Source organism: Limnoglobus sp., from assembly GCF_059499385.1.
Genome location: NZ_JCABYM010000111.1, coordinates 43,624 through 69,045 on the forward strand (window position 1 = coordinate 43,624; position 25,422 = coordinate 69,045).

23 protein-coding genes are annotated in these 25,422 nt (G+C 64.7%); 16 read left to right on the top strand and 7 right to left on the bottom strand.

Features of this window, described 5'->3' with window-relative positions:
* Positions 1-172 precede the first annotated feature (172 nt).
* The 8 genes from AC5JJ2_RS20015 to AC5JJ2_RS20050 all read left to right on the top strand — a co-directional run bounded on the left by AC5JJ2_RS20015 (position 173) and on the right by AC5JJ2_RS20050 (position 8,775).
* Positions 173-679, top strand: coding sequence for a hypothetical protein (locus tag AC5JJ2_RS20015; protein ID WP_495859796.1), 507 nt, complete (start codon positions 173-175; stop codon positions 677-679).
* Positions 680-1,293: 614 nt separating this feature from the next.
* Positions 1,294-1,923: a hypothetical protein gene (locus AC5JJ2_RS20020; RefSeq protein ID WP_495859797.1), complete on the top strand. Its 630-nt coding sequence runs from the start codon at positions 1,294-1,296 to the stop codon at positions 1,921-1,923.
* Between the two features lie 7 nt (positions 1,924-1,930).
* Positions 1,931-2,626 (top strand): hypothetical protein, encoded by a 696-nt coding sequence (locus AC5JJ2_RS20025; RefSeq protein ID WP_495859798.1) that lies wholly within the window; start codon positions 1,931-1,933, stop codon positions 2,624-2,626.
* A 1-nt stretch (position 2,627) separates the two neighbouring features.
* Positions 2,628-3,869 carry a hypothetical protein gene (locus AC5JJ2_RS20030; RefSeq protein ID WP_495859799.1) on the top strand — a complete coding sequence of 414 codons (1,242 nt, stop codon included), beginning with the start codon at positions 2,628-2,630 and terminating at the stop codon, positions 3,867-3,869.
* Positions 3,866-5,425, top strand: a complete 1,560-nt coding sequence (locus AC5JJ2_RS20035; RefSeq protein WP_495859800.1) for a type IV secretory system conjugative DNA transfer family protein — start codon at positions 3,866-3,868, stop codon at positions 5,423-5,425. Before AC5JJ2_RS20030 ends, AC5JJ2_RS20035 begins: the two co-directional genes overlap by 4 nt.
* 58 nt (positions 5,426-5,483) lie before the next feature.
* Complete coding sequence (locus tag AC5JJ2_RS20040) at positions 5,484-6,812, top strand: hypothetical protein (RefSeq protein WP_495859801.1); 1,329 nt, start codon at positions 5,484-5,486, stop codon at positions 6,810-6,812.
* A gap of 479 nt (positions 6,813-7,291) precedes the next feature.
* Positions 7,292-7,555: a hypothetical protein gene (locus AC5JJ2_RS20045; protein ID WP_495859802.1), complete on the top strand. Its 264-nt coding sequence runs from the start codon at positions 7,292-7,294 to the stop codon at positions 7,553-7,555.
* A gap of 440 nt (positions 7,556-7,995) precedes the next feature.
* Positions 7,996-8,775 carry a hypothetical protein gene (locus tag AC5JJ2_RS20050; RefSeq protein WP_495859803.1) on the top strand — a complete coding sequence of 260 codons (780 nt, stop codon included), beginning with the start codon at positions 7,996-7,998 and terminating at the stop codon, positions 8,773-8,775.
* Between the two features lie 163 nt (positions 8,776-8,938).
* On the opposite strand, the gene AC5JJ2_RS20055 is transcribed toward AC5JJ2_RS20050, so the two are convergent.
* Both AC5JJ2_RS20055 and AC5JJ2_RS20060 read right to left on the bottom strand, forming a co-directional pair.
* Positions 8,939-9,322, bottom strand: a complete 384-nt coding sequence (locus AC5JJ2_RS20055; protein ID WP_495859804.1) for a hypothetical protein — start codon at positions 9,320-9,322, stop codon at positions 8,939-8,941.
* Positions 9,323-9,589: 267 nt separating this feature from the next.
* Positions 9,590-9,979, bottom strand: coding sequence for a hypothetical protein (locus tag AC5JJ2_RS20060; RefSeq protein WP_495859805.1), 390 nt, complete (start codon positions 9,977-9,979; stop codon positions 9,590-9,592).
* A gap of 818 nt (positions 9,980-10,797) precedes the next feature.
* Between AC5JJ2_RS20060 and AC5JJ2_RS20065 the strand changes: the two genes are divergently transcribed.
* The 7 genes from AC5JJ2_RS20065 to AC5JJ2_RS20095 all read left to right on the top strand — a co-directional run bounded on the left by AC5JJ2_RS20065 (position 10,798) and on the right by AC5JJ2_RS20095 (position 17,749).
* Positions 10,798-11,079: an SH3 domain-containing protein gene (locus AC5JJ2_RS20065; RefSeq protein ID WP_495859806.1), complete on the top strand. Its 282-nt coding sequence runs from the start codon at positions 10,798-10,800 to the stop codon at positions 11,077-11,079.
* Positions 11,080-11,441: 362 nt separating this feature from the next.
* Entirely contained in the window at positions 11,442-11,693 is a 252-nt protein-coding gene (locus tag AC5JJ2_RS20070) for a hypothetical protein (protein WP_495859807.1), read from the top strand.
* A gap of 90 nt (positions 11,694-11,783) precedes the next feature.
* Complete coding sequence (locus AC5JJ2_RS20075) at positions 11,784-12,926, top strand: hypothetical protein (protein ID WP_495859808.1); 1,143 nt, start codon at positions 11,784-11,786, stop codon at positions 12,924-12,926.
* The gene (locus AC5JJ2_RS20080) at positions 12,923-13,783 is read left to right on the top strand and encodes a hypothetical protein (protein WP_495859809.1); all 861 of its coding nucleotides are present in this window, start codon (positions 12,923-12,925) and stop codon (positions 13,781-13,783) included. Before AC5JJ2_RS20075 ends, AC5JJ2_RS20080 begins: the two co-directional genes overlap by 4 nt.
* 150 nt (positions 13,784-13,933) lie before the next feature.
* Entirely contained in the window at positions 13,934-16,243 is a 2,310-nt protein-coding gene (gene ago / locus AC5JJ2_RS20085; protein ID WP_495859810.1) for a protein argonaute, read from the top strand.
* Positions 16,240-17,475 (top strand): PD-(D/E)XK nuclease domain-containing protein, encoded by a 1,236-nt coding sequence (locus tag AC5JJ2_RS20090; RefSeq protein WP_495859811.1) that lies wholly within the window; start codon positions 16,240-16,242, stop codon positions 17,473-17,475. The genes ago and AC5JJ2_RS20090 overlap by 4 nt, the downstream gene beginning before the upstream one ends.
* Positions 17,476-17,566: 91 nt before the next feature.
* Complete coding sequence (locus tag AC5JJ2_RS20095; RefSeq protein ID WP_495859812.1) at positions 17,567-17,749, top strand: hypothetical protein; 183 nt, start codon at positions 17,567-17,569, stop codon at positions 17,747-17,749.
* Between the two features lie 128 nt (positions 17,750-17,877).
* Here AC5JJ2_RS20095 and arsB read toward each other — a convergent pair whose 3' ends face one another.
* The 4 genes from arsB to AC5JJ2_RS20115 all read right to left on the bottom strand — a co-directional run bounded on the left by arsB (position 17,878) and on the right by AC5JJ2_RS20115 (position 20,997).
* On the bottom strand, positions 17,878-18,990 hold the full coding sequence (gene arsB, locus AC5JJ2_RS20100; RefSeq protein ID WP_495859813.1) for an ACR3 family arsenite efflux transporter: 1,113 nt from the start codon (positions 18,988-18,990) through the stop codon (positions 17,878-17,880).
* Positions 18,987-19,403, bottom strand: a complete 417-nt coding sequence (locus AC5JJ2_RS20105; protein ID WP_495859814.1) for an arsenate reductase ArsC — start codon at positions 19,401-19,403, stop codon at positions 18,987-18,989. Before AC5JJ2_RS20105 ends, arsB begins: the two co-directional genes overlap by 4 nt.
* Positions 19,404-19,557: 154 nt before the next feature.
* On the bottom strand, positions 19,558-20,547 hold the full coding sequence (arsM, locus tag AC5JJ2_RS20110) for an arsenite methyltransferase (RefSeq protein ID WP_495859815.1): 990 nt from the start codon (positions 20,545-20,547) through the stop codon (positions 19,558-19,560).
* A gap of 33 nt (positions 20,548-20,580) precedes the next feature.
* Complete coding sequence (locus AC5JJ2_RS20115) at positions 20,581-20,997, bottom strand: ArsR/SmtB family transcription factor (protein ID WP_495859816.1); 417 nt, start codon at positions 20,995-20,997, stop codon at positions 20,581-20,583.
* 263 nt (positions 20,998-21,260) lie between these two features.
* On the opposite strand from AC5JJ2_RS20115, the gene AC5JJ2_RS20120 reads away from it, so the two are divergent.
* Complete coding sequence (locus AC5JJ2_RS20120) at positions 21,261-22,166, top strand: tyrosine-type recombinase/integrase (protein ID WP_495859817.1); 906 nt, start codon at positions 21,261-21,263, stop codon at positions 22,164-22,166.
* On the opposite strand, the gene AC5JJ2_RS20125 is transcribed toward AC5JJ2_RS20120, so the two are convergent.
* The gene (locus tag AC5JJ2_RS20125) at positions 22,158-25,406 is read right to left on the bottom strand and encodes an efflux RND transporter permease subunit (protein WP_495859818.1); all 3,249 of its coding nucleotides are present in this window, start codon (positions 25,404-25,406) and stop codon (positions 22,158-22,160) included. The genes AC5JJ2_RS20120 and AC5JJ2_RS20125 overlap by 9 nt on opposite strands.
* Between the last annotated feature and the right edge of the window lie 16 nt (positions 25,407-25,422).

Consider the following 25,422-nt stretch of genomic DNA (forward strand, 5'->3'; position numbering starts at 1 on the left):
GTCCGAGTTTCGCTTCTATGAGCCGTTCGCGCCGGCGGATGGCATAACCACTCATGGGAAGGGCCGACGACAGGACGGTTGTTAACTGCCCCTGTGCCTAAGCGGCGTGGGACATGTGCAGTTTTTCGGATTCACCTCTGGAAAACTGTGCTCGTTCCACAAGGGGTCAGTCATGAGCGCCAATCTGAAGCCACGAGAGTTGCGACCGGAGCTGGCTGAAGTCCAGGACAAGGCCGAGTTCTACGTCTGCTACGAGTTCGAAGGTATCGAGCCAGACGAGGCGATGCGGCCGAAGTTCATCGACCTGCTCCAGCGGCTCTTCGTCAACGTGTTCCTCCGGCGGGACCTGTCCGACCAGCGAGACATCTGGCTGTCGGTCAGCAGGCCGGACTCGGAGTTCCACCCGGACGGGCCGCGGCCGCTGTGGTTTAACCTGGAGGTGCTGGGGTTGGCGTTTCTGACCCAGAACTTCGACAGGTTCACCTTCTTCCAGCTCGCCTGGCTCTGCTGCATGCCGAGCGTCATCGAGGACGTGTCCTGGGACGCGTTCTTCGACGCCGACGACTGGGACATGACGTGGGCCGTCGAGCTGGGCCGAGAGGAACGCCGGCGGGACGATCGCTTCAACTTCGTGGAAGGTAAAATCAGTCGCCTCGGTTTCGGCGGTCACTGGGCTTGATACCCGGGCCGCCAGGCGGGGGTGGACAAGCCGACGGTTTTCGACCGTCGGCCCTTCCCCCGCTTCCGACAAATCGCCTTCTCCATCTCCTTCGCGGCCGACGCTTCACCTTTTGCCCGCATCTCCCCCGCTAAGCCCGTGTATCCCGCTGTATCCGTTTCGTGCTGCACGGGGGTTCGTGCGCGAGAATAGAGGCAGTTGCGCCTCGAACTCGCCTTCGATCTGGGAGCCTCTCCCGCCGTGCTAAATATTCTCGCTTACGTCAGGGCCAAGTTCAAAGAAGCAGTGCTGGCCGGAGTCCAGGACGCGCTCGACGAGATCGACCCTGTGTCCTCCCGGCCCGGCCCTCCAGACGGCGACGAGCCGCCGGCGGGCGCGGTCCCCGTCCTCCCCACCCCGCCTGCACCGCCCGCCCTCGGAGCGGGTAAGTCAGCCGGTGGTGGCGGCGACGGCGAGTCCGAACAAGAGCAGCCCAAAGCCTCACCGTCCCTCACGCAGCAAATCGCTCAGGCCGCCGCAGCAGTGGCGGCAAACGCGAATTCGACGGCCCTCACTCATCCTCCGGGACCGTCGGCCGCTCGCAGAGACCGGCGGCCACGAGGTGAGAGCGGTCCATGACGCTCACCGCCCGTGACCTCCTCCTGCTCGAAGCTCTGTGCGGGAAGGTGAGGCTTCTTGCCTGGGAGCACGTTCGCCTGCTCTGGCCGGAGGCCGCTTCCGATCGGGCAGCGCTCAAGCGTCTTTCCTTGCTCATCAAGGCGGGACTGCTTCTCAGACGGTACTTACAGGCCCGGCCGGTGCTGAGCCTCGAAGGCCCAGCGGCAGCGTGGCAGGCTGGCTCTGCCGCCCCTGACTTCCACGAACTCTCTCGGCGGCTCCAAGCCCGATGGAAAGAGCCGCCAAGACGCACCACCGTCTACGTCGCCGCAAAACGGGCTGCTAACCTCCTCGGCGGAACCGCTCGCGGGCGTGTGCCGACCCCGTATCAGGCATCCCACGACCTCGGGCTGTCTTCCGTCTACATGCACTACCTCGTTCGCTTGCCGGACATGGCAAGCCAGTGGGTCGGAGAAGATTTGCTACCGGCGATGGGCCGCGGGCTTAAGCGGCCGGACGCCGAGCTTCGGGCTGAGGGCGGACAGACGACTCGGGTCATCGAGTTCGGAGCCGGCTACCCGGCCGCGAGGCTCGAAGCGTTTCACTGGGCCTGCTGGCGAAAAGACGCCCCTTACGAAATCTGGTGAGGATCGGATGGACGACGAAGCTACCCGGTTGGCTTGGATCCGCGACCGGATCAACCGCTTCGGGTTGACCACCGCCGAGGACGTGGGGCGGTGCCCGGCGTTTGACATCGGCGCGAACGGAATTCAGAAGTGGCTCGCAAAGCGGGTCGAGAACGGAACCCTTGCAACGTTTCCGCTCGTCGGCCGCCAGTTCTACTTCGTCCACGGCCGGGAGGGGGTTCGACAACTCGGACTGCCGCCCCGGCGAGCCAAGGCGCTCGGCCCGCAGGCACTTGCTACGGCGTTTGGAACGCTTGAGTTCTGTGCCATGAAGGGTTTCGTCAAGCTGACAGCCGGCGAGTTCCGAGCGCAGTTCCCGACGCTCCAGTCGCGGGGGCTTCCGGCGTCCGCTTACTTCCTTCAAACGGGTGACATCTGCCGGGTCGGGCTCGTAGTGGTGGACCTCGGGGCTCAAGCCCGTCGCCTTGCAAAGAAGGTGCAGCGGCTAATCCTTCGCCGCGATGAGCTGCTGCCGTTTCGCTCGGTGATGCTTGAGGGTTCGTTTACCGTCGGCGTCGTCACCGCGACGGACGGCAAGTCAAGGCAGATCCGTAACGCGCTGAGGAGGCAGTCTCCACGCCCGGACGAAGACCTCTTTGATGCGGTGGAGGTCGTGGTCGAAGTCGTGCCGTCCCTTCTCTCCCTACTCGTCTCCGAGGCTTAACGTGTACCCCAGTTGGAAGCCGGCCCCGGACCCGATGAACGTCGCAGGGCTGCCGCACGACGCAGACGGCAACCTGGCAGTCGATACGTGCGAGCTAAACGAGCGGCTCGACCCCATCGGCCCACTCGCCTTTCGGCAGACGAAGGTCGAGGCGGTCCGGACTATCGCCGCAGTATCGATCACCGCGGCCGTTCTCGGCCTTGTCCCCCGCTTGGTCATCGGCACCTTCGGCCCACTCGCACTTGATGTCCCGCTCTGGCTCGCAGCGGGTTTCGTCGGGCTTACCGCCTGTCACTTCCTCACCGGCTCTCGATTCGCGGCCCACTACCTCGGGGTCAGTCTGACGATGACCATCCTATGGACCGCCGCAAGGGTGCAGGCAACGCTCGTCACGGGCCTTGCCGGCTACGAAACGCTCTTTGCCGCGGGCCTCCTCGCTACCGCCGCCCTCTCTCACCTCGTGGCCAAGCAGTATGTGTTCTACACCGCGGCGAACATTCTAAACGACTGGTCAACGGGAAATATCTGCCGGCGAGCCTGGGATGAGCTTGAGCAAGGGTGGAGCGCTAACAAGACGCCGGAAGTTGCCGCTTACCACCGTGCGGCGCTAGCACTTCTGCCAGCGTTCGCGGTCGGGCTTCTCTTCGCTCGGGTTGGCTACTACGGGGCACTCGGCTACCTTCTGGCCCTTTCTGCCATGACTCCATTCGTCTGGCCGAGTGGGGCGAGCGTCGGCCGGGCGTCGGTGGCGTGCGCTCATGCCGCCCGCGTCTTTCTCACCTACGACAGGGCCGGCGCGAAGGCACCCGGCTTCTTCCGCTTCCCAACCGTCTGGCTTCGGGCCTGGCGGTGGCGGGGCATCTCGGCGCTCATCGTCTTCACACTTCTTTCAGCCTCGGTCGCAGTCGAGCTGCCGCCAACTCACCCGGCGCAAGCTCACCCTCTGCTTCCGTACGACCCTGCCTGCCCCGCCGTCACTGACGACGAGCGGGACTTTGTCGCCGGGCTTTCCGATTCGGAGGAGCTGGCGGCGTACTGTCAGGTGCTAAAGGACCGGCGTCACGAAGAGGAAAGAATTCGCGGGGAGATTCAGGCCGCTTACGACAGAACTCTTCTGCATACGGCCGTCGCCTCGCTCCTCGTGCCACTTCTGGTCGTCGCGGCGACGTTCGTGTTCCTCACCGGGCCGGTGCTTCAGGCATACCACGAAGGCCTCGAACGAAGGGAAGAGACCGAATCATGATTCCGAGAAGGGGTAAGCCGGCGTCAAACGTCGCCTGGGACAACCGGATCGCCCGCATCCTCTACTCGAAAGATGAGTTTGAGCGGCGGCACCTCTACCTGGGAAAGAGCCGGGATTTTCGCTACCCGGTTTATCTCGATCGACGGCTGCTCAGTAACCACGCCTGGATCCACGGCGGGACGGGGTCGAGGAAGACCTCGCTCAGCTTCGCAACCCTCATCACGCAACTCATCGCGGGTGAGTCCGAAGCCCGGCAGAGTTGGCTCGCCGAGCTTCAGGCCGAGGCGGGCGGGGTGCCGCTCCCCGACGAGCGCTGCTCCGTAGTCGTCCTCGACCTCAAGGGCGATTCGAGTTTGCTCTGGAACTGCTACCTGGAGGCCAAGGCGGCCGGAGTGCCGTTTAAGGCGTTTACGAACGTCGTCGGGCGGACGAGCCACGTGTTTAACCCGCTCTCGCCCGACCACCTGGCGTCCCTCACCACGACGAATCAACTCGCCCAGACCATCCTCCAGGCGCTCTCGGCCGAGTACGGGGCCGGCTTCGGCGAGGCGTTCTTCTCGTCAATGAACGAAATCGTTCTCCTCGAATACATCCGGCGTGTGGGCGTCGGGGAGTCGTTTCGGGACCTCTCGGCTCTCCTCTCCGACCAACGGCACTACCCGGGAAACCGAGATGATTGGAAAGAGGCCCGGCACCTGCCGGCTCTCGCCCAGAGACTCGCAGGTGTCGGGCCACTGGTCGCAACTCCTACGGGCACAACCGCCCCGCCCGAGGTGTTTGCCGAGCAGATCCGGATTCCAGACGTGCTTCGAAAAAGCCAGGTCGTCTACTTCTACCTCTCGACCGCCATCGAGAAGACGACCGTTACGGCGGTCGCCAAACTCGCCCTCTACGTGCTCTTTGCCGCCGCCGCCATGCGCGACAAGACGGCAAAGCAGCGGGTCTACGTCTTCATCGACGAGTTTCAGCAGGTCATTAGCTCAAATATTGCACTATTATTAGAGCAAGCTCGCTCGATGGGGATCAGCCTCGTCCTTGCCCACCAGAACGTCGCACAACTCAAGGCGAGCCGGATCGGCAGCGACCTGGTCGAGACGGTCGAGTCGAGCGTCGGTTTCGAGCAGGCGTTTAAGGCTTCGAGCAAGCTGGAGCAAAAGAGAATTCAGGAAACTTCCGGCGAGAAGCGGGACGTGACGCTCAGTTGGTTTCAGTCGGGTGCTCACCCGCTCTCACCCGACTCCGCCACGGGCGAGCTTCGCGTCTCCGACACCCGCTCCGCCCGGGTGGAGGCAAACGACATTATCGAGATCAGCTCGACTCCCCTTGAAAGCCTTGTCCGGTTTAGCGAGGGCAGTGGGCTGACGCAGTTTCACAGCTATTGGGTGCCGCTCGTCAGCGAGTTCCACATCTCGCCCGAGGAGTACGCCATGCGGCAGACGGCGGACTGGCCGGACCTCGGACCAGGCGGGCTTCCGGTCGCCGGCGACGCCGGCTCGTTAAACGCCGCTCACGCCGCGAAGGTGTGGGCCGAAGTCAGAAGAACGCTCAAGCCTTGATAACTACCGCCCACAAACCACGACCCTCACTCCCAGCCAGAAGCACAAGGAGCCTCAGATGACGGCCCCGGGCACTCCCCTCAACCGGCCGACGCTCGTGCCGCCGCCAGCGACCGGGCCGAGCCGGTGGTTCTTTCGACCCCAGACGCTCCTCATCATCGCAGCGGTGGGTGTTGCCGCCGTGTTGATCGGCCGGACGGGGATCCTCAGCTCGTCCACGACGCCCGCGACACCTCCGGCAGCCGCCGCGGTGACGACCGGCGGCCAGCCGCCGCCGGCGGGCGCTTCCCCCACCTCCATCGAGTCGAGAAAGAAGGCCGACGACGCCGTCGCGGCCGAGACGGCGCGGCGCGACATCCTGGCTCGGGCGAAGTTTACCCAGCAGCAGGCTGCCGGCGTGGCCGACGAGGTCAGTCGCACCGCAGACGAAGGCCTCGCCGAACTCGATCGCTTCGAGGCGGAGATCACGCCGCTCCTTACAAACGACGCCGGCCGCGCGGTCGCCGGACAGGCTCAGCTCGTTCGGGCCTTTCGCGCTGTCTACGAACTCGAACGGCCAGCCAAGGATGACTTCGCGCGGATGAAACTCCAGGCCGACGAGGTCGTCGCTCCGGTGAGGAAGGCACTTGCCTCCCCTGACAACTCTTTTCAGCAGACGGATGACACGCAGCAGAAGCTTCAACAGCTTCTTGCCCGGGCCAGGACGACAAGGGACGCCGCCCGGGCTTCGCGGAGCCGGCTCGCCGCCATCGTTTCACTCGCCAAGGTTGGCCCGGTGCCGAGCGGCACGCCGACGCTTCAGGCCGCGATACAGTCAATCGACTTTCAGGAAGCGTTAGAAGCCGCCACGGTCATCGAAGCTGCCCGCGAAGTGGCCAGGAAGGAAGCGACGGCGCTCATGGCGGAGACAAAAGGCGAGGCGGTTCGGCTTGCCGGCCGGGCGGACGCCCGGCGGGAGACGGCAAAGGCCGAGGTTGAGAGGACCAAAGTCGATCTCGAAACCGCGGCACTGAAAACGAAGGCGGAGAAGGACAGGCTTCGAGCCAAAGCCCTCTCCCCGGAGGTGAAGCAGGATCTCGCGGTCTTCCTTGCCAAGGGCTACACCCAGCCATCCCCGGGAGTTAACGCATACGAGAGGTTCCCCGGCGTTCTTCAGCCGGTCTCGTACAGTCGGCTCGTCACGATGGGCTGCCTCGAACAGACACCGCAGGGACTTGCGAAACTTCTTCGCGTCGGGGCCGAGCCGCGGCGGGGCAACGACAGGCCGCAGTGGAAGTTCTATGCGTTTGAGCTTCGGCCCGAGGCCGAGCCGTTTCTAAAGAAGGTGCAGGCGCTGCTCATTGAGCTTGGCCCGGTGCTGGTCGAGGATGGGCTCCTCGCTCCGTAGGCGCGGCCGAGACTTTTTATCAACGACTTAAAGTTCGGTCTCAAGTTTCGGCGATCTGCGGCCGACAGCAAAGCATAACGGACGCGGTTGTTCTCGCGTACGAGGTATCACGGCTTGGTCCGGGCGGCTCCCCGATAAGCGGCCGCCTGGACGAGGCCGAGGATCCCACAGATTAGGTTATAGGTGCGGTTTTAGTCCCGTATGGGACACTCGCCGGGACCGGGCGGGTCGGTCATTGACCGATTCGCCCGGCTCCGGTTTTTCTTCCCGAGCTGCCGACGGCAGTTCGGAAGACTCTTCTGTGCTCGGACCCTCTGCCTCACTACGGCGTGCGCCCGCTGTCGTTGCCCGACCGACTCGAGGGAAGCGGACCTCAGCCCCCGCCTCCCTCGGCTCGGTCTTCTCTTTGGCCGTCTTCACCGCCTCGCGCGGTCGGAAGGGGGCTTCGTCAAACCGGCACTTCACTTAGCAGAGGCAGCATGTCAGCGAAAAAACCTGTCCACGAACTTCGCCTGGGGCGCATTCGAGCAGCGGTCTGGGAAAACGACTCGGTCAGCGGACCGTTTCACTCCGTGACCCTTTCTAGGCTCTACAAGGACGACTCCGGCCAGTGGGCCGACGCAGCAAGTTTCGACCGGGATGACCTTCCGCTCGTGGCAAAACTCGCGGACCAGGCTCACACCTGGATCTACGAGCAGCGTTTAGCTGCGAAAGGTGTCGCCGCCGAGGAAGCCGCCCCGTAGTCGTCAGCGCGGAAGCGTCCGCTCTATCCGAATTGGCCGGTGATGAACCGTGCTGGCCCGAAGAGAGCGGACGCTGATTGACTTCTGGGGACGCGCCACCCGCCTCCCGCTCTCGCCTTTCAAATCTTGCTCTCGAACCGCCCGCTCCGCCGCACGGGCGTGCCGGCCTTGCGGCCGTTTCGCTCCGCTTTCGCTTCGCCACTGCCCATGCACCGGCTCCGCTTCCACCGCGGCGATTTGCGCCTCCTGAATCAGGCAGACGCGGCCCGGTAGGGCCGCGGCGAGATCTTGTTTTCTCCGCTTACGGGGGGTGGGCCTCCCAACCAGGGGTGAAGAGGCCCACCCCCCGGAACCGGGAAAACGTGACGGGCAGGGCCAGACAGAAAACCCGTGGTCGGAAGATGCTTCGGCGTCTCGGCCCGAGAAGTCGGAGCACAAAGATGGAACAGGAAAAGAAGCGATACATCGAAGAGAGCCGTCGGATGGACCCGCGTCGAGTAAGCATGACAAAGGGTGAGCTGCCGCACAACCCGGGGTCGCCGGAGGCCCGAACGCATGTCCCGTTGCCGGCGCTGCCGAGAACCAAAAGCCCAGTGCCGTGGCTCTCAAGCATTCACGGCACGCCCGGCCGCGGGGCGTACGGAAGTGCTTCCTACCGAGGCAACTGCTCGGGCCTTCTTATCAGAGACCTTCTCCTTTACTACCGGCCCCGTCGGGTGCTCGACCCCATGTCCGGCGGCGGGACGTGCCGCGACGTGTGTCTCGAACTCGGGGTCGAGTGCGTGAGTAAGGACATCCGCTCGGGCTTTGACGCGGCCGACCCGGCATCCTACGTGGGGCTTGGCACGTTTGACTTCGTCTGGCTGCACCCGCCGTACTGGAAGATGATTCGCTGGAGCGACGACCCCCGCTGCCTTGCTAACGCGCCGACGCTTGACGACTTCTTTGCCCGCCTCGGGGACGTGCTCGCAAACTGCCGCGGCGTGATGACCCCGCGCGGCGTCACGGGTGTTCTCATGGGCGATCACCGCGAGGGTGGCCGTTACCACGCGCTGCCCTTTCGGACCTTTGCGGTCGCGGAGCAGGTCGGGCTTGAACTCGCGGCCCCGGAAATCATCCGGTTCAGTCACGGCACAACATCGGCAGCGAGTAAGGAGTACCCGATAAGCATCATCCCCCGGGTCCACGATGTCTGCCTGCTCCTTAAATCAGCCGGTTAACCCCGGGGGCTTTCGGCACGCACCCTGTCGCTTGACTTCGGAGCCGGCCCTATGCAAACAAAAAGAGGCCGGGAAGGGCTGATACCCTCCCCGACCCGACTCATTGCGTAAGCGGTGAGCGGCCGAAGCGTGGTGAGATACGCTCCGGCCTTTTGGTGATTACTTAGTGCATCTGCTTTAGTTCCCGCCGTGCTCGCAGCGGCGGGAACTCGTCCTCAAGAACCACCCACGTCTCACCACGCTCCGTACACGTCACGACTACGAATCCAGTCTCGGCTCGGTCACGATGGACCGAAACGAGTAGCGCCTTGCCCATCTTCTCAAGGGCAGTCGTGCCGTGCTCGCTTGTGACCGTCTCCTCCCAATCGATCGACACGTGCCGGGCGACGGCGACGCAAGTGTCCTCGACATCAAGCAGTCGGTTCGCACAGGGGCTTGAGCGAAGCTCCCCCGGGTCGAGCTTTACGACACTTGCTGGCACCTCGAACTTCAGCCCGCTCGGGTGCTCGAAGCCGACAAAATCTCCTTTCATTGTTGTTTGAGTCATGGCAGTATTCTCTCTCACTGGTTGCCGTCCGGTTTATCCCCGGCTCGGCTTTGTTGTTAGTACCCCGCCTCTGGCTGCTTGATGGCCAAGTGGGGTGTTCGAAAAGCGGGCGCGACTTGCTCGATACAAGCCGCACCCGCAGTGGGATTTTCACCTCCCGCTCGAACCGTCTGCGCCGTCCCCGCTCCAACGGGGCCAGCGTGACTTGAACCTTGAACTTGAACCTTACCCCGGGGAGAAATCCCACTCGTCCGGGGAGTTGGTGCGCTACCAACTCGTAGTTCTGAGCACCGCTTCGTGTAGCCCGCTGGCGAAGGCACTCACGCCGTAAGCAAGAGCCCTAATCACCAGCAGTCCCATGAAGCCGGCCGAGACGTGCAGAGCGTCACGGCCGTTCGGCCAGGGGTTATCCCCTGGCTGAACTCTTTCCCGGCCGAGTGTGGGCTTCGGGTCGAGAAGCACCTGGGCCAGATGCTTTCCCCGATACCCAACTCCCGTGTTCATCACGACCGTGTCGGGAAGCCCGTCGTCCTCAAGCACGTAAAGCCGGCCGTCCTTTCCCTGCACTTCGATCCGGTGAACCCGACGCACGATCGTGTTTCCGTTCTCGATGTGCATCCACTTACAGTACCGACCTTCAATCACTTCATTCTTCATCCTTGGTCTCCGAGTCTTAGCCCCACCCTTCGCCTGGGGCACAGGCTTGACGACTCCATCATGGAAGCCGTCAATGCCTCACGGAGAATGAACCGCGGTAACCTCGAAAAGGGAGAAGACCCACAAGGGGCCTTCTCCAGGACGAGCAGAGTTAATCCCCACGAAGTCACGCCGAAGCGTCGTTACAGGGGCATTACTCGTGCTCGTCCAACTCGCCGTTCACCACGGTGAAGGGCTTTCCCGTCGTTGTTTTTCCTTCCTGACGGGACGAGTGGAAGGTAATGAGCCGCGAGGAAGTGCCACGGCACATCTCGCCGACTCCTGCCGGTGTTTTTAGTGGCGGTCCCTCACGAGAGAGCCACTCACTTCTCCTGGCGGGGAGAGAACGATTAGATTCCGAAGTTGAAGGTCGAGCCGGTTAGCCCGACGACACAATCCTAACGCGGCGACCCGCTCCGTGGAGTGCTCTTCAGGCAGGTTCGCACTGAACCACGGCTACCCCCAGACAACACCCGCACTCAACGCCCCCCGCTCCCCCCTCGCTCGACACTTCTGCCTCGCTCCCCGCTTGCGGACGGCTTCGGCACCGGCCGAAGGCGGCTCCCGGCTGCAAGCCCGTGCCGGAGCGTGGCTCCGTCACTGACGGGCTTGCACGCGCCGGGCTGTCCGCCTCCGTCCGGCACCTCACCCGGCTGTTTCCATGTTTTTCACCCCAGGCTCGCCCTCCAGCTTTGCGTGAGAGGGCCGATCCCGGGGCGAAAAACATGGCCTTCGGGGGAGAGGCCCACTCGGTAACGAACAACCTGCGAGGACGAACCATGTCAGCATCCGAAACCAAGCCGCGCTTTTCGCTCGGCACCGTCGTCATCACCCCGGGGGCGCTTCAAAGCATTCCCGAAGAGCAAGTGCGGGCAGCACTTCGCCGACACGTCTCCGGTGACTGGGGCGAGGTAAACCAAGATGATCGTGAGGAGAACGAGCTGAGCCTTCGAGAAGGCTTTCGCCTCCTCTCCGCCTACCGGCACGACGGCGTGAAGTTCTGGCTCATCACCGAGGCCGACCGGAGCTTGACGACCGTGCTGCTGCCCGAAGAGTACTGACCAATACCGCGGGCACGGCTTGCGGCCGTGCCCGCTCTTTACCGCCCTCGGCCTGTCTGCTGCGCGGCATCTTGCCCGTTCACTTGATGCCGTGCTTACGGCAGTTTCGCGCTTCCTCGCGCGGCATGTTCCATGACCACCGCCGATTCCGCGCTCCGCGGCACGGCGTTGTCCGTAACTGGTAGCGCGTGCGAGTTTGCGGAAGTGAGCGGTTTTTCTGTCGCTAGCAGTTGGCCGACCCACCTTGTTCTCAGGCACGGATCTCTGCTCGCGGTGGGTCGGCCAACACGCGGCGCGATCATCGCGCGGGCGGATGTTCGATTTTCTTGAGCCGATGTACAGCGCCGTGGTAGAACCGGATCATGCTCAAGTCCTACGTCGGCATCGCCACCCGTGACGGGCTCGAACGGTTCTGCCCCGAGCATCCGTCCGTCACCCGCTTCCTCCTCCGCCAGGCCGTCCGGCTCAAGCGACGGCGCGCGGTCTGCCTCTGGGCAGTGATCCCCGACACGGACGCAGAAGACGTGTGCGACGAGTTGTTGCACGGGACCAAGCAGGACGCGCTCAAGCTTCTCCGCTCGACGGCCAAGGAACTCGGACCGCTTCTGCCCTAACCCGTTTAGCGTCCCCCTCTTGGCAGCTACGGGGCCACTTTCCTAAAAGGCGCTGTTTTCCTGAACAGGAAAATGGTCTATAATCGGAAAATGGCACTCGAAACCACCACCCTAGCTGAGGCGGACATGACCCGGGGGCAAATGCCGACCGAGTCTGAAATCCTTTCTATGCTTCGACTTGGGGAGATCAGGTTCGATCCGTTTTCCGTCGCAGTCCAGTCGGCCGACGAGATGGACAGGCTACCCGGCAAGCGAATCGATGCCCTCCTTCAGCTCTCGTGGGAGGAGACGTCACTCACCTTCGTTGCCGAGTGTAAGCGGTTTCTGACGGCGAAGTCGCTCGATGACGCCATCGTGCAGGCAAAGCAGTATGCCGCGAGAAGGAACGCCTTGCCCCTCGTCGTCACGTCGTTCCTGGGGCGTGATGCCATCTCGAAGCTCGAATCCGAGAAGGTCAGCGGCATCGACTTGTGCGGCAACGGCCTCGTCGTCGTACCAGGAAGGTGGCTGGTGGTCCGGTCTGGAGAGCCTAACCGGTTCCGGTCCGAATCCGCGATCAAGAACGTCTACCGGCGGACCAGCTCGGTCGTCGCCAGGCTCTTCCTGACCTGCCCGGAGTTCTCCTCGGTGCAGGACGCCCTAGACGAGCTGACCCGCCGCGGCGGGCGGGTCACGCTCGCCACCGTGTCCAAGGTCTGCAAGGCGCTGGCCGACGACCTCGTCATCGAGAAGACGCGGGACGGGGCGACCCGCCTAAATCTCCTCCAGCCGGAGAAGCTCATCGACCTCCTGGCCGAGAACTTTATTCCGCCCGAGACCGGTGCTCGCCTGACGGGTAAGTTCCGGGGGGAGACAGCGGAGCTGTTGACGATGCTTACGCGGTGGGAAGCCGAGACCGGCGGCAGGGCCGTGCTCACCGGGCCGAGTTCAGCGGGTGGCTACGCGGTGATGGCCCGGGAAGCGGCCCAGTCGTTCTACTGTTCGAGAATCGACGCCCTGGTGAAATTCCTCGGCGAGCGGTTTCAAAGGACGGACCGCTTTGCCACCCTGAACCTTGTTGAGACCCGCGACGACACTGTTTACTTCGACCGCCGTGAGAGTTTCCTCGCCTCGCCTGTGCAGACCCTTCTCGAACTCTGGTCGGGTGACAAGCGCGACCGGGAGACTGCCGAGCAGGTCCGCCGTGTCGTGCTCGACGAGGTCGCACGCGCCGCAGGGAGGAAGGAACGGTGATGGACCCGCTCCGGACGAATCTCCTCGACCTGCTCTTCGCCCTCGACGGACAGCGGGTGCCGATCACCGTCGGCGGCGGCTTCGGCCTGTTCCTCAAACGCCACCACCTGACCGCCCGCGGAGAGCGGACACTCTTTGCCGAGCTGCCGGAGCCGCGGGCGACGAACGACATCGACGTATTCCTCCGTGCTGACGTGCTGACCGATGTCACAAGGAGCCAAGCCGTGGCCGCAGCTATCCGCGGCCTCGGCTACGAGCCGGTGGCCGGGGCGGAGTACCTTCAGTGGAGGCGCGCGGTCGCGGTCGGCGGGGTGGCGCAGGAGGTAAAAATCGACCTACTCGTCGGTCCAACCGACGAGCACCGCTCGAAGCTCCACGTCAATCCGCCGCGGGTGCGGCCGAAGGGTAAGAGTGTCGGCCTTCACGCCTACGAGACGAAGGAAGCGCTTTACCTCGAAGACAGACCGGTTTCAATCACCGTGAGCGGCACCCGCTCGGGAGGCGAGGCGCACACGGCAACCGTCTTCGTCCCGGAGGCCTTCCCGTACCTGATGATGAAGCTGTTCGCGTTCGACGATCGCCAAGCGGACGCGAACAAGGACCTCGGCCGGCACCACGCTCTCGACCTCTACACCATCGTCGGCATGATGACCGAGGGGGAGTACGACCGCGCCAGGCAGCTCGGCGAAGCGAGCCGCTCCGATGACCGGTTCGTGAGAGGGTGCGCGATCGTGGGCGACCACTTCGGCACGCCAACCTCGGCCGGCGTCCTGCGACTGCGCGAACACCGACTGTTTCGGGACGACTTTCGTCTGGGTGAGTTCTTCGCCGTGCTCGGCGAGATCTTCCATCGGTAGGACAATGCCTAATGAGAACCGCGGCAACTGACATTGCCGCCACGATTTGGAAGCAGCATGCTCGTGGGGTTTTGGGGCGATCGCTCGACGGAAGTCAGGAAGCTACCACGTCACGACCCGCACTGAACCCGAAGCCCAACCCGGTCCCTTATGGCAATTACACTAAACGGCTTTCGGTTGGAGTTAAGCGATCAGTCCTTTACCGGCTGCGTCGCGGAGCAGACTGACTCGAAGGCAGTCGATGCCCTGCGAGACGAGCACGCCAAGGAGTGGTTCCTCTACTGGCGCGGCGGCCGGGTACTCGGCCTCCCCCTCGTCGAGTCGCCGAAGCGGCAGCCGGGGGCTCGGCACGTCTACAACACAAGCGACCTCGACACGCTTCACGTCGTCGCCGGCCGCATCGGCGACGTTCTCCCAAGCCTATTTCCCGACTACCCGCCGTATCGCCGCCGCCGCCGGTCGTTCTCGTTCCTGGCCCGGAAGCAGGAGATGGAGATCGTCGGCCGCGTGACGAACGGGTGGCGAGATCTGCCCGCCCTCGTCAAGCTGTTCAGCATCAAGCCTCGCTTCAACCTGGAGCCGAAGATCATCGAGGACCGGGAGGGGGAGACCACGCTCGGCCTGTTCGTGGACATCGAAACCCGGTGGCAGATTCGGGCACCGGTGGACGAACTGTCCGCCGCCGGGATCGACCTGTCCGGCCTCGCGGTCATCCGGCGCTCCCCCGTGCCGGGTCAGAAGGCGCTTGTCGGCACCATCCGGGCGGTGGCAGGCGGTCACGTCGAGCTTGAAGAATCGTTCGACGACACCCGAAGCGTTCCGACCGAAGATGTCTGGGTCGAGGGGAGCCGCTCGGCCTTCTCCCGCTCGCTCCGCCACCTGCTCGGGGAGCGGCAGTACGACCGGTTCGAGGTCGCGCGGCAGCGAGAGGAAGGCAAGCTGTTTCTCGGGGCGGACCTCGACAAACTGATCACAGAGATGGGGAAGTTCCTTTGGAAGAAGGACTTGATCCCGCTCGCCCACGGCCTTAGCTGTCGCGTGCTCGACCGCATCGAGTTGACAAACACCCCCGACTTCCAGTCGGTGCGGTTCGCCGGCGATGTCGAACACTGCTACGACGCCGCCAAGACCAAGCGGCACGTCTGGGCGTGGCCGGGGCTGCTCCGCTTCGGGCCGTTTGACCGAGACATTTTCACGAAGCGCTCCCCGCGGATCCTCGTCATCACCCCGGATAAGATCGCCGGGCGTGTGAGCACGTTCATCGGGCACTTCAAGAACGGCATCCCGTCGGCGTCAGCTTCGACCTACCAGAAGGGGTTTGCCGCCACGTTCGGGCTCGCAAACCCGACCTTCACCCCCGTCTCGGTGCAACTGCTGGGACTGAGTGAAGAGCAGGTCGCGCCCGCCTACCGCAGGACCATCGAAGAGCACCTGGCGACGACAGAGGCAAGCTACGACGCCGCCTTTGTCGTCCTCCAAGACGCCCAGGCGAGGCTCCCGGACGCGATAAACCCGTACCTGCACGCCAAGGCCACGCTGCTCATGCACGGGATCGTCTCCCAGCAGAGCCGCTTCTCAACCATCTCGGCCGCCGAGTCGGACCTCCAGTGGAAGCTACCGAACATCGCCACGGCGATGTACGCCAAGCTCGGCGGGACGCCGTGGACGGTGGCCCAGGCCCAGAACGCGGACGACGAGATCGTGGTCGGGATGGGCATGGCCGAGCTGTCAAACAGCCGGTTCGAGGAGCGGCACCGCTACACGGGCATCACGACCGTGTTCCGGGGCGACGGCAACTACCTGCTGTCAAACGTCTCCCGGGTCTGCAACTACGCCCAGTACCCGGAGGTGCTCCGCACGACGATCACGAGCCTCCTGGAAGATCTGCGGGAGCGAAACGGGTGGCGGCCCGGCCACACCGTCCGGGTTGTGTTTCACGCGAGGAAGCCGCTCAAGAACGTGGAGGTGGCGCAGATCGTCCGAGACTGCGTCACCAAAGTGGGGCAAGGCCTCAACATCGAGTTCGCCTTCCTGACCATCGAGACGAGCCACTCGTTTAAGCTCTTCGACAGCGAACAGCAGGGGCACGAGAAGCGACCAGGGCAAGGGCGAAAGGGGGTCTTCGCTCCGGCCCGCGGGACCATCGCCCAACTCGGCCGGTACACCCGGCTGCTGACGACGAACGGGCCGCACCAACTCAAGCGGCCCGCCTCGCCACTCCCCTCGCCGCTCCTCATCCACCTCCACCGCGAGTCGCAGTACCGAGACCTGGACTACCTCGCCGAGCAGGTGCTGAAGTTCACCTCGCTCACCTGGCGCTCGACGCTTCCGGCTTACGCCCCGGTGACCATCTACTACTCGGAGCTGATCGCCGACCTACTCGCCAGGCTCCCGGCCGTCGGCGACTGGTCGCCGGCGACGCTCAACACGAAGTTGCGCTTCAACCGGTGGTTCTTATGACCTCACCGCTGCTGCTAAGCTACGGCCGCCAACTGGACGAGCTTGTCGGGTTCATCGCCAAGGAGTGGCGGCCCGACAGCCCCGAGGCAATGTTCGCCCTGCATGTGTTCGATTCCGCCGGAGAAGCTGGTCCCGTGCCCGGCCGGCCTGCGTTGTCGGCGCTGGACGGTGTTGAAGTCGGCCGCGCGCCGGCTCTGGCCGTGGCCGGCTACCAGCTCGCTCACTTAAGCAGCGCGCCGCCCGATTTGGCCGAGAAGTGGCGAGCCGGGGTAAAGCGGCTCAGTGAGAAGAACCCGTTCCCGCCCGACAGACAGGCATTTCCTTTCCGCCCGCTGGAACTTTACGGCATCGTTCTCGGTGCCGGCAGGCTGCTCGCAGCCGACTCGCCCGAGCGGGCGTGGCTTGCCGGTGTTCTTCGCCGACTCGAAACCACGGCGGTAACGGGCCTGTGGGCGAAGGTGATTGGCCGCCTTGCGGCGTCTCACCTCGGCGTCAAGTGGTCGGGTGACTGGCCGGCACCCGCTGCGTGTCAGACGGCGGAGGAGCTTGCCGCCCTCCGGTGGGTCGCGTCAGCCGCAGAGCACGCCGGGACGAAGCACTTTGACGTTCGGGCGGTTGACGAGGCGATCCTCAAGACCGCGGCGGTCACGCAAGTCGAACCGACGGATGTCGCCCGCGCCGCGGTGCTGTATCACGCGCTCCGGCGTGCCGCACACGAGCGCCTTGAGTCGGACCTCGCGGCCACGTGGCAGGTGAGCCGGCCGACCCAGGACGCGCTAGAGCTTGTGACGGTTCTCTGTCGCCGGTTCCACCACTTCGCCCGGCAGATTCAGGTTCGCCGGGAGAGCCGCAACACCATTCAGTTCACCGACGAGTACGACGTGCAGGACGCCATGCACGCGCTCCTCCGGCTGCACTTTCCCGACGTCCGGGCCGAGGAGTGGACCCCGAGCTACGGCGGGCGATCCACCCGCACGGACTTCTTACTCAAGCCCGAGCGAGTGATGATCGAGGTCAAGATGACCCGCCGGTCACTGAACCAGCGTGAGGTAATCTCCCAACTGACCGAGGACAAAGAGCGATACCGCTCTCACCCGGACTGCCAGGCTCTGGTTTGCTTCGTCTACGACCCGGCGGGCGTCTGCGACAATCCGGCCGCGCTGGAGAACGACGTGTCGGTTCGCACCGGTGACTTCCGTGTCGAAGTCGTGGTCGCACCGCAAGGAAGTTGAGAATGAATCGGGCCGCACCCGTGCGCCCCCCCCTTGGGAGATGAACGTGAAGAAGAGCCGAGTCATCGCTACCTGTCTGGTGAACTCGAGCATGATCACCCGCATCGAAGATGCGGAGCATGCCGTTAAGCAGATCTTCCTTGAAGAGTTTCCGGCCGCGAACTTCGCCCAGTGGGACCGGGATATCGACGACCAAGCCGCGGAGCACATCATCAAGACGGTCGGCCGGGCTTCGCAGATCAATGTGAAGCGGTTTATCGAAGACCTTTGGTGAGCCGCGCCAACCCAGCCGCTTAACAACGACTCGGGGCTAGCTGGTGCACCGTGGCCGACTTGGCACGACGCGAGGAAGAAGCAGGCAAGGGAGACAGCTCCCCTGCCTGAAACGGCATCACGGGGCGGTCAGGAGGCAGCAAACTGCGGACCGCTAAACCATCCCCGCGTTCGGCTGCAAAACGAGCACACAGAGAGCATCACGGGAACTTCGACCAAGACGCCGACTACGGTCGCTAGCGCCGCCCCGGACTCCGGACCGTAGAGGGCAATCGCGGTCGCCACCGCAAGCTCGAAGAAGTTGCTCGCCCCGATAAGCGCGCCGGGGGCAGCCACGTTATGTGGAACGCGAAGCGCCCACATCAGCCCGTAGGTCAGCCCGGAGTTGAAGTAGACTTGGATCAGAATCGGCACCGCGATAAGCCCGACGTGGAGCGGGTGGTTTAGGATGTTGTCCGCCTGAAACGCGAAGATGAACACGAGCGTTGCCAGCAGGGCCAAAACCGCCACCGGCTGGAACCGAGCTAGGAAGTCCCGCTCGAACCACTCCTTCCCCTTTGACCGCACCAGGAGCAGCCGGACGAGGATCCCTATGGCCAGTGGCACCATGATGAACACCGCGACCGAGAGCAGGATCACGTTAAACGGCACCGCGAGTCCCGCCACGCCTACCAAGAGGCCGACGATTGGTGCAAAGAGCACGAGCATGATCAGGTCGTTCACCGCGACCTGCACCAGCGTGTACGCCGGGTCGCCGTCCGTCAGGTAACTCCAGACGAAGACCATCGCCGTGCATGGGGCCGCGGCGAGGATGACAACCCCAGCGGTGTACTGCCGGGCCAAGTCTTCCCCGATGAGCGGCAGGAAGAGGTGCTGGAAGAACAGCCACCCGAGGGCGAACATCCCGAACGGCTTCACCAGCCAGTTCACGAGCAGCGTGACCGCAAGCCCCTTCGGCTTCCGCGAGACGCCCTTCAAGGCCGCGAAGTCAATTTTCATCATCATCGGCACGACCATCAGCCAGATGAGGACCGCAATCGGCCCGTTAATCTGGCTTCCTTTGCCGAACTCAAGCCCGCGAAGGGCCTGGGTCACCTCGGGGAGCGTGCGGCCAATGAGGACACCGGCGACCATGCAAAGCGCCACCCACAGCGTGAGGTAGCGCTCGAACAGGCTCATCCGTTTGGGGGCGTCGTTCGACTCGACCGGTGCCGGCGGGGTGTGGGTTTCGGTCGCACTCATGCCGCGCCTCCGGTCACGCCGATGGACGCGAGGAGCAACTTCACCTTCTCCTCGATGAGGTCACGGATGCGGCGAAACTCGTCGTCGGGAAGCTCCTTCGGATCGGGGATTTGCCAGTCCTCGCGCAGCTCAGCAAGAACCAGCGGGCAGGCATCGCCGCAGCCCATTGTGACGGCCGCGGTGATGGGTTGGCCGTTGAACCGATCGATCCCCTTCGAGTTATGGGTGGAGAGGTCGTAGTCTCTCTCCTTCATGAACTGGATGGCCCGGGGATTTACTTTCCCCGAAGGCCGGCTGCCGGCCGAGTACGCCTCGACGGCGTCGCCGCCGTGGATTCGGGCGAAGGCCTCCGCCATCTGGCTTCGGTTGCTGTTCTCGACGCAGACGAACAGAACTCGCTTCTTCTCGCTCATGCCGCTCTCCTCTCCAACTGGTGATTTACTTCCCGTCCCCGCGTCGCTGACCGGACAAAAGGCGACTCAACGCCAGGCAACCGCAGGGAATGCGTGCCGGGCTTGGCCGATTGCGATGCGACCGGAGGCTGGTCGCCGTTCGCGGTCAGTGGCATTACGGCTTCACCGCGTAGACCTGGACGCTGGCGGCAAACTCGTTCACGTCGTACTTTTGAAGCAGCTCGCCCAGCCCACCGTGAACGGTTTGCACCTTGGTGCTGGGCTTCGGCGTGCAGCAGGCCGACGAGCCGCTCGGGGCCGGGGTGCAGCATTCGGCCGCTGCGACCGCTTGGAGCGACTTCTCGCCGCCTGTCGGGGTGCAGCACGCTGACGAGCCGGCCGGGGCCGGGGTGCAACAGGCAGCCGCCGGAGTAGGATCCTCCATCGCCGGCGGACAGCAGCCGCCCTGCCCATCGACCTTGGCATAGGCGTTTAGGTCTTTCATCGCGTCCACAACTTGCACGGCCGAAAACCCGGCGGCGTTCAGGCCCGAGACGTAGTCCGAAATCGGAATGGCCCCGGCGATGCAGCCGACGTAAGCCATGAGGTCTTGGCCCACCTCAGCAGGAAGTTCCTTCTTAAGCGCGATGTCGGAGACTGCGACTCGGCCGCGGGGCTTTAGCACGCGAAAGATCTCACGGAGCACCGCCCCCTTGTCCGGAGCCAGGTTGATGACGCAGTTCGAGATAACGCAATCGACCGAGTTGTCGGGAAGCGGCAGCTTGTCGATGGTCGAGAGGTGGAACTCGACGTTTGTAAGGCCTTGCTTGTTGGCGTTGGCGTTGGCCCGCTCGACCATCTCCGGCGTCATGTCGATGCCGATTGCCCTACCAGTCGGGCCGACCTTCTTGGCCGCGAGAAACACGTCGAGGCCGCCGCCCGAGCCCAGGTCAACCACCACCTCACCGGGGCGCAGGTTGGCAGTGGCCGTCGGGTTACCGCACGACAGCCCCATGTTCGCCCCGGCCGGGATGCTGGACAACTCCTCCGCCGAGTAGCCAAACGCCTCGGCCACGGCGTGAACACCGGCGTTCTCGCTCGACAGGTCGCTAACTGCGACCGCCGCGTACTTCTCCCGAACAACGTCGGTGATCACCTTGCTCATCTCATCCTCCGTTTGCGTGGCAGCAGCCCCGCGTTAAGTACACTCGCCCCGGCCGCCCTTTCCTTCGTCCTCCATCAGGCAGAGGGCCAAGTCGAGCAGCGGCGAGACACACCCGTTAACGACTCGGTAGAACACGTTGTTCCCCTCCCGCCTGGAAGCGAGCATGCCGGTGTCCGAGAGCCGCGTGAGCTGATTCGAAACCGCCTGCGGCTTCATCCCTACGGCCTTCCCGAGATCCGTGACGGTTGACTCCCCGCTTCGAACCAGGTGGTGGAGGAGGCGAATTCTCGTGTCGTTTGCGAGCACCTTGAACAGAGCCATCACCTTCACCGCTTCCACGAACGAAAGGAGCGGGCGGTCATTCAGGGCCGGCCGGGTTGAGCAGCCCGCGCCGCTCTCGGCCTGCGGCTGCTTGGGCTTGGTCGCATTGGTGGCCTGCTTCGGCGTCATTGGATACCCTCGATGGATTCCAGTATTACACGAAATCGTGAACTCGTGTCAAGGCCGATCCTGACGGGCGGCGGCCGGCTGAGCGCGCGAATTGCCGTCAATCGCGGGCAAGCGGCTTGCCTTCCGCGGGTGGCCGCGGCGTGGTACATAAAGGACGTTATCAAGCACAACTCGGGACGAAGAGGGAAGTGACCGGACAAGGCCATTCGAGCACCGAACTTGTGGCGGTAAAGGCTGTGTCCGGTGTAGGGATGCCTAGGCTCGTGGCCGAGGCGGGGTCGGCCGCTCAGTTCGCCTGGGAAGAGTTCTTCGAGGGCGAACTTGCCAACCCTCACACCCGGAGGGCTTACGAGCGGGCCGTCCGACGATTCCTCGGCTGGTGCCGGGATCGCGGTCTGGGACTTCCGCAAATCAGCCCGGCTCACGTTGGCCGCTACTTCGGTGAGCACCCGGGCAGCATTCCGACGAAGAAGCAGCATCTGGCCGCCGTCCGGCGGCTATTCGACCGGCTCGTCGTCCGCCACGCCGTTCTGCTCAACCCCGCCCTTTCTGTCCGGGCGGAGCGCTACCGAGCCGTCGAGGGAAAGACTCCCGAGATAACTGTTTCCCAAGCCCGCAGGCTGCTCGCGTCCGTCGATACTTCGCACGTCGTTGGCCTCCGCGACCGAGCAGTGATTGGCGTCCTCGTCTACACCGCGGCAAGGGTCGGAGCTGTCGCCAAGCTCGACCGCCGCGACCTCCGCCACGACGGGACGCAGTGGAGCCTGCGGCTCGCAGAGAAAGGCGGCAAGGCGCGAGATATTCCGGTGCGACACGACTTGGAAGGATTTCTGCTCGCCTATCTCGGTGCTGCGGGGTCGAAAGCCGATGGCGGCATCGGGCCGCTCTTTCACGCCGCGGCCGGGCGCTCGCGCACGCTCACCGGGCGAGGTATGAGTGCCGCCGACATGGGCAGGATGGTGAAGCGGCGGCTTACTGACGCCGGGCTTCCGAGCCACCTCTCACCGCACTCGTTCCGGGTTGCAGTGATAACCGACCTGCTCGAACAAGGTGTTCCGCTCGACGAGGTACAGCACCTGGCCGGGCACGCCGATCCGCGGACCACCCGCCTCTACGACCGCCGGCAAAAGCGGGTCAGCCGTAGCGTCGTCGAGCGGATCTCAGTCTGACGTGGCCTCCAGAGCGGCATCGCCGCTGGCCCAATCCTCCTCACGCATCACCAGCCGGTAGAGTGCCGGGAGGACGAAGAGCGTCAAGATGGTGCTGGAGAGGATCCCACCGATGACGACCGTCGCGAGCGGCCGCTGCACCTCGGCCCCCGTCCCCGTCGCAAGCGCCATCGGCACGAACCCTAAGGCGGCCACGACCGCGGTCATTAGCACCGGGCGAAGCCGGGTGAGCGAGCCGGAGAGAATCGCAGCGTCGCGGGCGACTCCCTCCCGTCGGAGGCCGTTGATGAACGACACCATGACTAGGCCGTTTAGCACCGCGACGCCGGAAAGAGCGATGAACCCGACCGCGGCGGAGATCGAAAACGGCATTCCCCGCAGCCATAGCGCCGCCACGCCGCCCGAGAGGCCGAGCGGGACGGCGGTGAAGACCATGAGCGTCTGCCTGACTGAGCCGAAAGTGACAAAAAGCAGGAGCCCGATGAGGAAGAAACAGGCCGGCACCACGACGAGCAGCCGCGCCTTTGCGGCCACCAGGTTCTCAAACTGCCCGCCCCAGGTGACCCAGTAGCCGACCGGGATCTCCACCTCCCCTCCTATCGCGCGCTCGGCCTCGGCGACGAAGCCCGCGAGGTCCCGCCCGCGGACGTTTGTCTGGACCACGACCCGCCGCTTGCCATCCTCCCGGCTGATCTGGTTCGGCCCCTCGACAAGCCGCACGTCGGCGACGCTCTCCAGCGGCACGAACCCCGGCCGCCTCGGCGGCGAGCCGCTCCTGACGGCCGCCTCTTCCCGGGCCGGGAGCGGTACGGGAAGCCGTCTCAGCCTCGACACGTCGCCGCGCAGGTGCTCCGGGAGCCGGACGACCAGTTCGAACCGCCGGTCGCCTTCGAGGATGAAGCCGGCCTCCCGCCCGCCGACGGCCGTAGCGAGCACCGTTTGGATGTCGTCCACGCTGAGCCCGAGCCGGGCCGCCGCCTGCCGCTTGACGGTCACGTCGAGGACGGGGAGGCCGGACACCTGCTCGACCTTGACATCAGCCGCGCCCGGGACCTTGCCAAGCACCCGGGCAATGGCGGTCGCAACAGGGAGCATCTGCTCGAAGTCGTCCCCGAAGAGTTTCACCGCCACGTCACTTCGGACGCCGGCGATGAGTTCGTTGAATCGCATCTGGATCGGCTGGGTGAACTCGTAGTTGTTCCCAGGAAGTTTGCCAACGAGCCCCTGAAGCCGGTCGAGGAGTGCGCCCTTCTCGAGGGCCGGGTCGGGCCACTCGGTGCGGGGTTTCAGGATGACGAAGGTGTCGGAGACGTTCGGCGGCATCGGGTCCGCCGCCACCTCCGCCGTTCCGGTCTTCGAGAAGACGAGCGCCACCTCGGGCTCGCCGCCCACCGCCCGCTCGACCTCGGACTGCATCTGTTGGGACTGCGTCAGGCTCGTCCGTGGCGCGCGGATGGCCTGGATGAGCACGTCCTTCTCGTCGAGCGTCGGGGCGAACTCCTGCCCGAGTGACGAAAACAGCCAGACGGAAGAAAGGAAAATGGCGGCGGCGAGGGCAACGACCAAAGCCGGAACGCGGAGGGCGAACTGAAGCGCCGGCCGGTATCCCCGCTTGAGGAGCCGGATGGCGACGTTCTCCGACTCCCGGACGTTCCCGCCCAAGCCGAGGGCGGCCATCGCCGGGATGAAGGTTAGGGAGAGCACGAACGCCCCGGCCAGGGCGAAGATGACCGTCAAGGCCATCGGCCGGAACATCTTCCCCTCGACCCCGGTGAGGAACAGGATGGGCACGTAGACGATGACGATGATGGCCTCGCCAAACGCCGTGGCGCTCCGGACCTGGGCGCTTGCTTCATAGACGGTGCGGAGCCGCTCGGGCAGCGTCAGCCGGCGGCCGAGTTCGTGCTGCCTCTCGGCGAGCTGCCGGACGCAGTTCTCGACGATGATAACGGCCCCGTCCACGATGAGGCCGAAGTCGATGGCCCCGAGGCTCATCAGGTTCCCGCTCACCCGCGTCTGGACCATGCCGATCGCGGTCAGGCACACCGACAGGGGGATCGCGAGCGCCGTGATGAGTGCCGCTCGAAGGTTTCCGAGAAGAACGAAGAGGACGACGACGACGAGGATCGCCCCTTCGGTCAGATTTTTCTCGACGGTCGCAATAGTGGCATCGACTAGCTTTGTCCGGTTCACCACCGGCTTCGCGCGGATGCCCGGGGGGAGCGTGCGATTGATCTGGGCGAGCCTCTCATCGACCGCCTGGGAGACCGTCCGGCTGTTCTCGCCGATGAGCATGAGGGCGGTGCCTACGACCACCTCTACGCCGTTCTCGCTGGCCGACCCGGTCCTCAGTTCGGACCCGACCCCGACCACCGCGACCTGCCCGACCTGGACCGGGACGCCGTTCCGCTCGCGGATCACGATGCCGGCAATTTCCTCCTCGCTTGTAAGCAGGCCCGAGGAGCGGACGACGTAGGCCTCCCCCCGCTCCTCGATGTACCCGGCCCCGGTGCTCCGGCTGTTCTTTTCGAGAGCGCGGAGCAGGTCGTCGAGTGTCACGCCGAAGGCGACGAGCTTGAGCGGGTCCGGCTGGACGAGGTAACGCTTCGGGTAGCCCCCGATCGAGTCCACCCCCGCGACGCCGGGGACCGTCTTGAGCTGCGGCCGGACGACCCAGTCCTGGAGTTCTCGAAGGTAGGCCGCGCGCTCGAGCGGGGAGCGGAGGGACCGGCCCTCGGGGGTGAGGTACGACCCGTCCGGCTGCGGCCCAGGCATACCGGCCGTCGCCTTGCCGTCTCCGTGGTACTCGACGACCCACATGACGATCTCGCCGAGCCCGGTCGAGACCGGCCCCATGACCGGCTCGGCTCCGGGCGGGAGCGCCGCCCGCGCCTGGGCCAGCCGCTCGCCCACCTGCTGCCGGGCGAAGTACACATCGACCGCGTCGTCGAACACCGCCGTCACTTGCGAGAAGCCGTTTCGGGAGAGCGAGCGGGTGGTGACGAGCCCCGGGATGCCGGCAAGCGCCGTCTCGACCGGGAACGTCACCTGCTTCTCGATGTCGAGCGGGGAGAAGGCTGGGTAGACGGTGTTCACCTGGACTTGGTTGTTCGTGATGTCCGGGACCGCGTCGATAGGCAGCCGAGTAAGCGCGTTGGCACCGACCAGCGCCGTCCCGAGCGTAAGGAGCACAACGAGCACGCGGTTGTAGACCGAGAAGTGGAGGAGCTTCTCTAGCATTGCGGCTCTCCGGGGC

Bases quoted from the DNA above. Each gene is read 5' to 3' on its own strand.
- AC5JJ2_RS20015 (WP_495859796.1), top strand. From the start codon at position 173: ATGAGCGCCAATCTGAAGCCACGAGAGTTGCGACCGGAGCTGGCTGAA.
- AC5JJ2_RS20020 (WP_495859797.1), top strand. From the start codon at position 1,294: ATGACGCTCACCGCCCGTGACCTCCTCCTGCTCGAAGCTCTGTGCGGG.
- AC5JJ2_RS20025 (WP_495859798.1), top strand. From the start codon at position 1,931: ATGGACGACGAAGCTACCCGGTTGGCTTGGATCCGCGACCGGATCAAC.
- AC5JJ2_RS20035 (WP_495859800.1), top strand. From the start codon at position 3,866: ATGATTCCGAGAAGGGGTAAGCCGGCGTCAAACGTCGCCTGGGACAAC.
- AC5JJ2_RS20040 (WP_495859801.1), top strand. From the start codon at position 5,484: ATGACGGCCCCGGGCACTCCCCTCAACCGGCCGACGCTCGTGCCGCCG.
- AC5JJ2_RS20045 (WP_495859802.1), top strand. From the start codon at position 7,292: ATGTCAGCGAAAAAACCTGTCCACGAACTTCGCCTGGGGCGCATTCGA.
- AC5JJ2_RS20050 (WP_495859803.1), top strand. From the start codon at position 7,996: ATGGAACAGGAAAAGAAGCGATACATCGAAGAGAGCCGTCGGATGGAC.
- AC5JJ2_RS20055 (WP_495859804.1), bottom strand. From the start codon at position 9,322: ATGACTCAAACAACAATGAAAGGAGATTTTGTCGGCTTCGAGCACCCG.
- AC5JJ2_RS20060 (WP_495859805.1), bottom strand. From the start codon at position 9,979: ATGAAGAATGAAGTGATTGAAGGTCGGTACTGTAAGTGGATGCACATC.
- AC5JJ2_RS20065 (WP_495859806.1), top strand. From the start codon at position 10,798: ATGTCAGCATCCGAAACCAAGCCGCGCTTTTCGCTCGGCACCGTCGTC.
- AC5JJ2_RS20070 (WP_495859807.1), top strand. From the start codon at position 11,442: ATGCTCAAGTCCTACGTCGGCATCGCCACCCGTGACGGGCTCGAACGG.
- AC5JJ2_RS20075 (WP_495859808.1), top strand. From the start codon at position 11,784: ATGGCACTCGAAACCACCACCCTAGCTGAGGCGGACATGACCCGGGGG.
- ago (WP_495859810.1), top strand. From the start codon at position 13,934: ATGGCAATTACACTAAACGGCTTTCGGTTGGAGTTAAGCGATCAGTCC.
- AC5JJ2_RS20090 (WP_495859811.1), top strand. From the start codon at position 16,240: ATGACCTCACCGCTGCTGCTAAGCTACGGCCGCCAACTGGACGAGCTT.
- AC5JJ2_RS20095 (WP_495859812.1), top strand. From the start codon at position 17,567: ATGATCACCCGCATCGAAGATGCGGAGCATGCCGTTAAGCAGATCTTC.
- arsB (WP_495859813.1), bottom strand. From the start codon at position 18,990: ATGAGTGCGACCGAAACCCACACCCCGCCGGCACCGGTCGAGTCGAAC.
- AC5JJ2_RS20105 (WP_495859814.1), bottom strand. From the start codon at position 19,403: ATGAGCGAGAAGAAGCGAGTTCTGTTCGTCTGCGTCGAGAACAGCAAC.
- arsM (WP_495859815.1), bottom strand. From the start codon at position 20,547: ATGAGCAAGGTGATCACCGACGTTGTTCGGGAGAAGTACGCGGCGGTC.
- AC5JJ2_RS20115 (WP_495859816.1), bottom strand. From the start codon at position 20,997: ATGACGCCGAAGCAGGCCACCAATGCGACCAAGCCCAAGCAGCCGCAG.
- AC5JJ2_RS20125 (WP_495859818.1), bottom strand. From the start codon at position 25,406: ATGCTAGAGAAGCTCCTCCACTTCTCGGTCTACAACCGCGTGCTCGTT.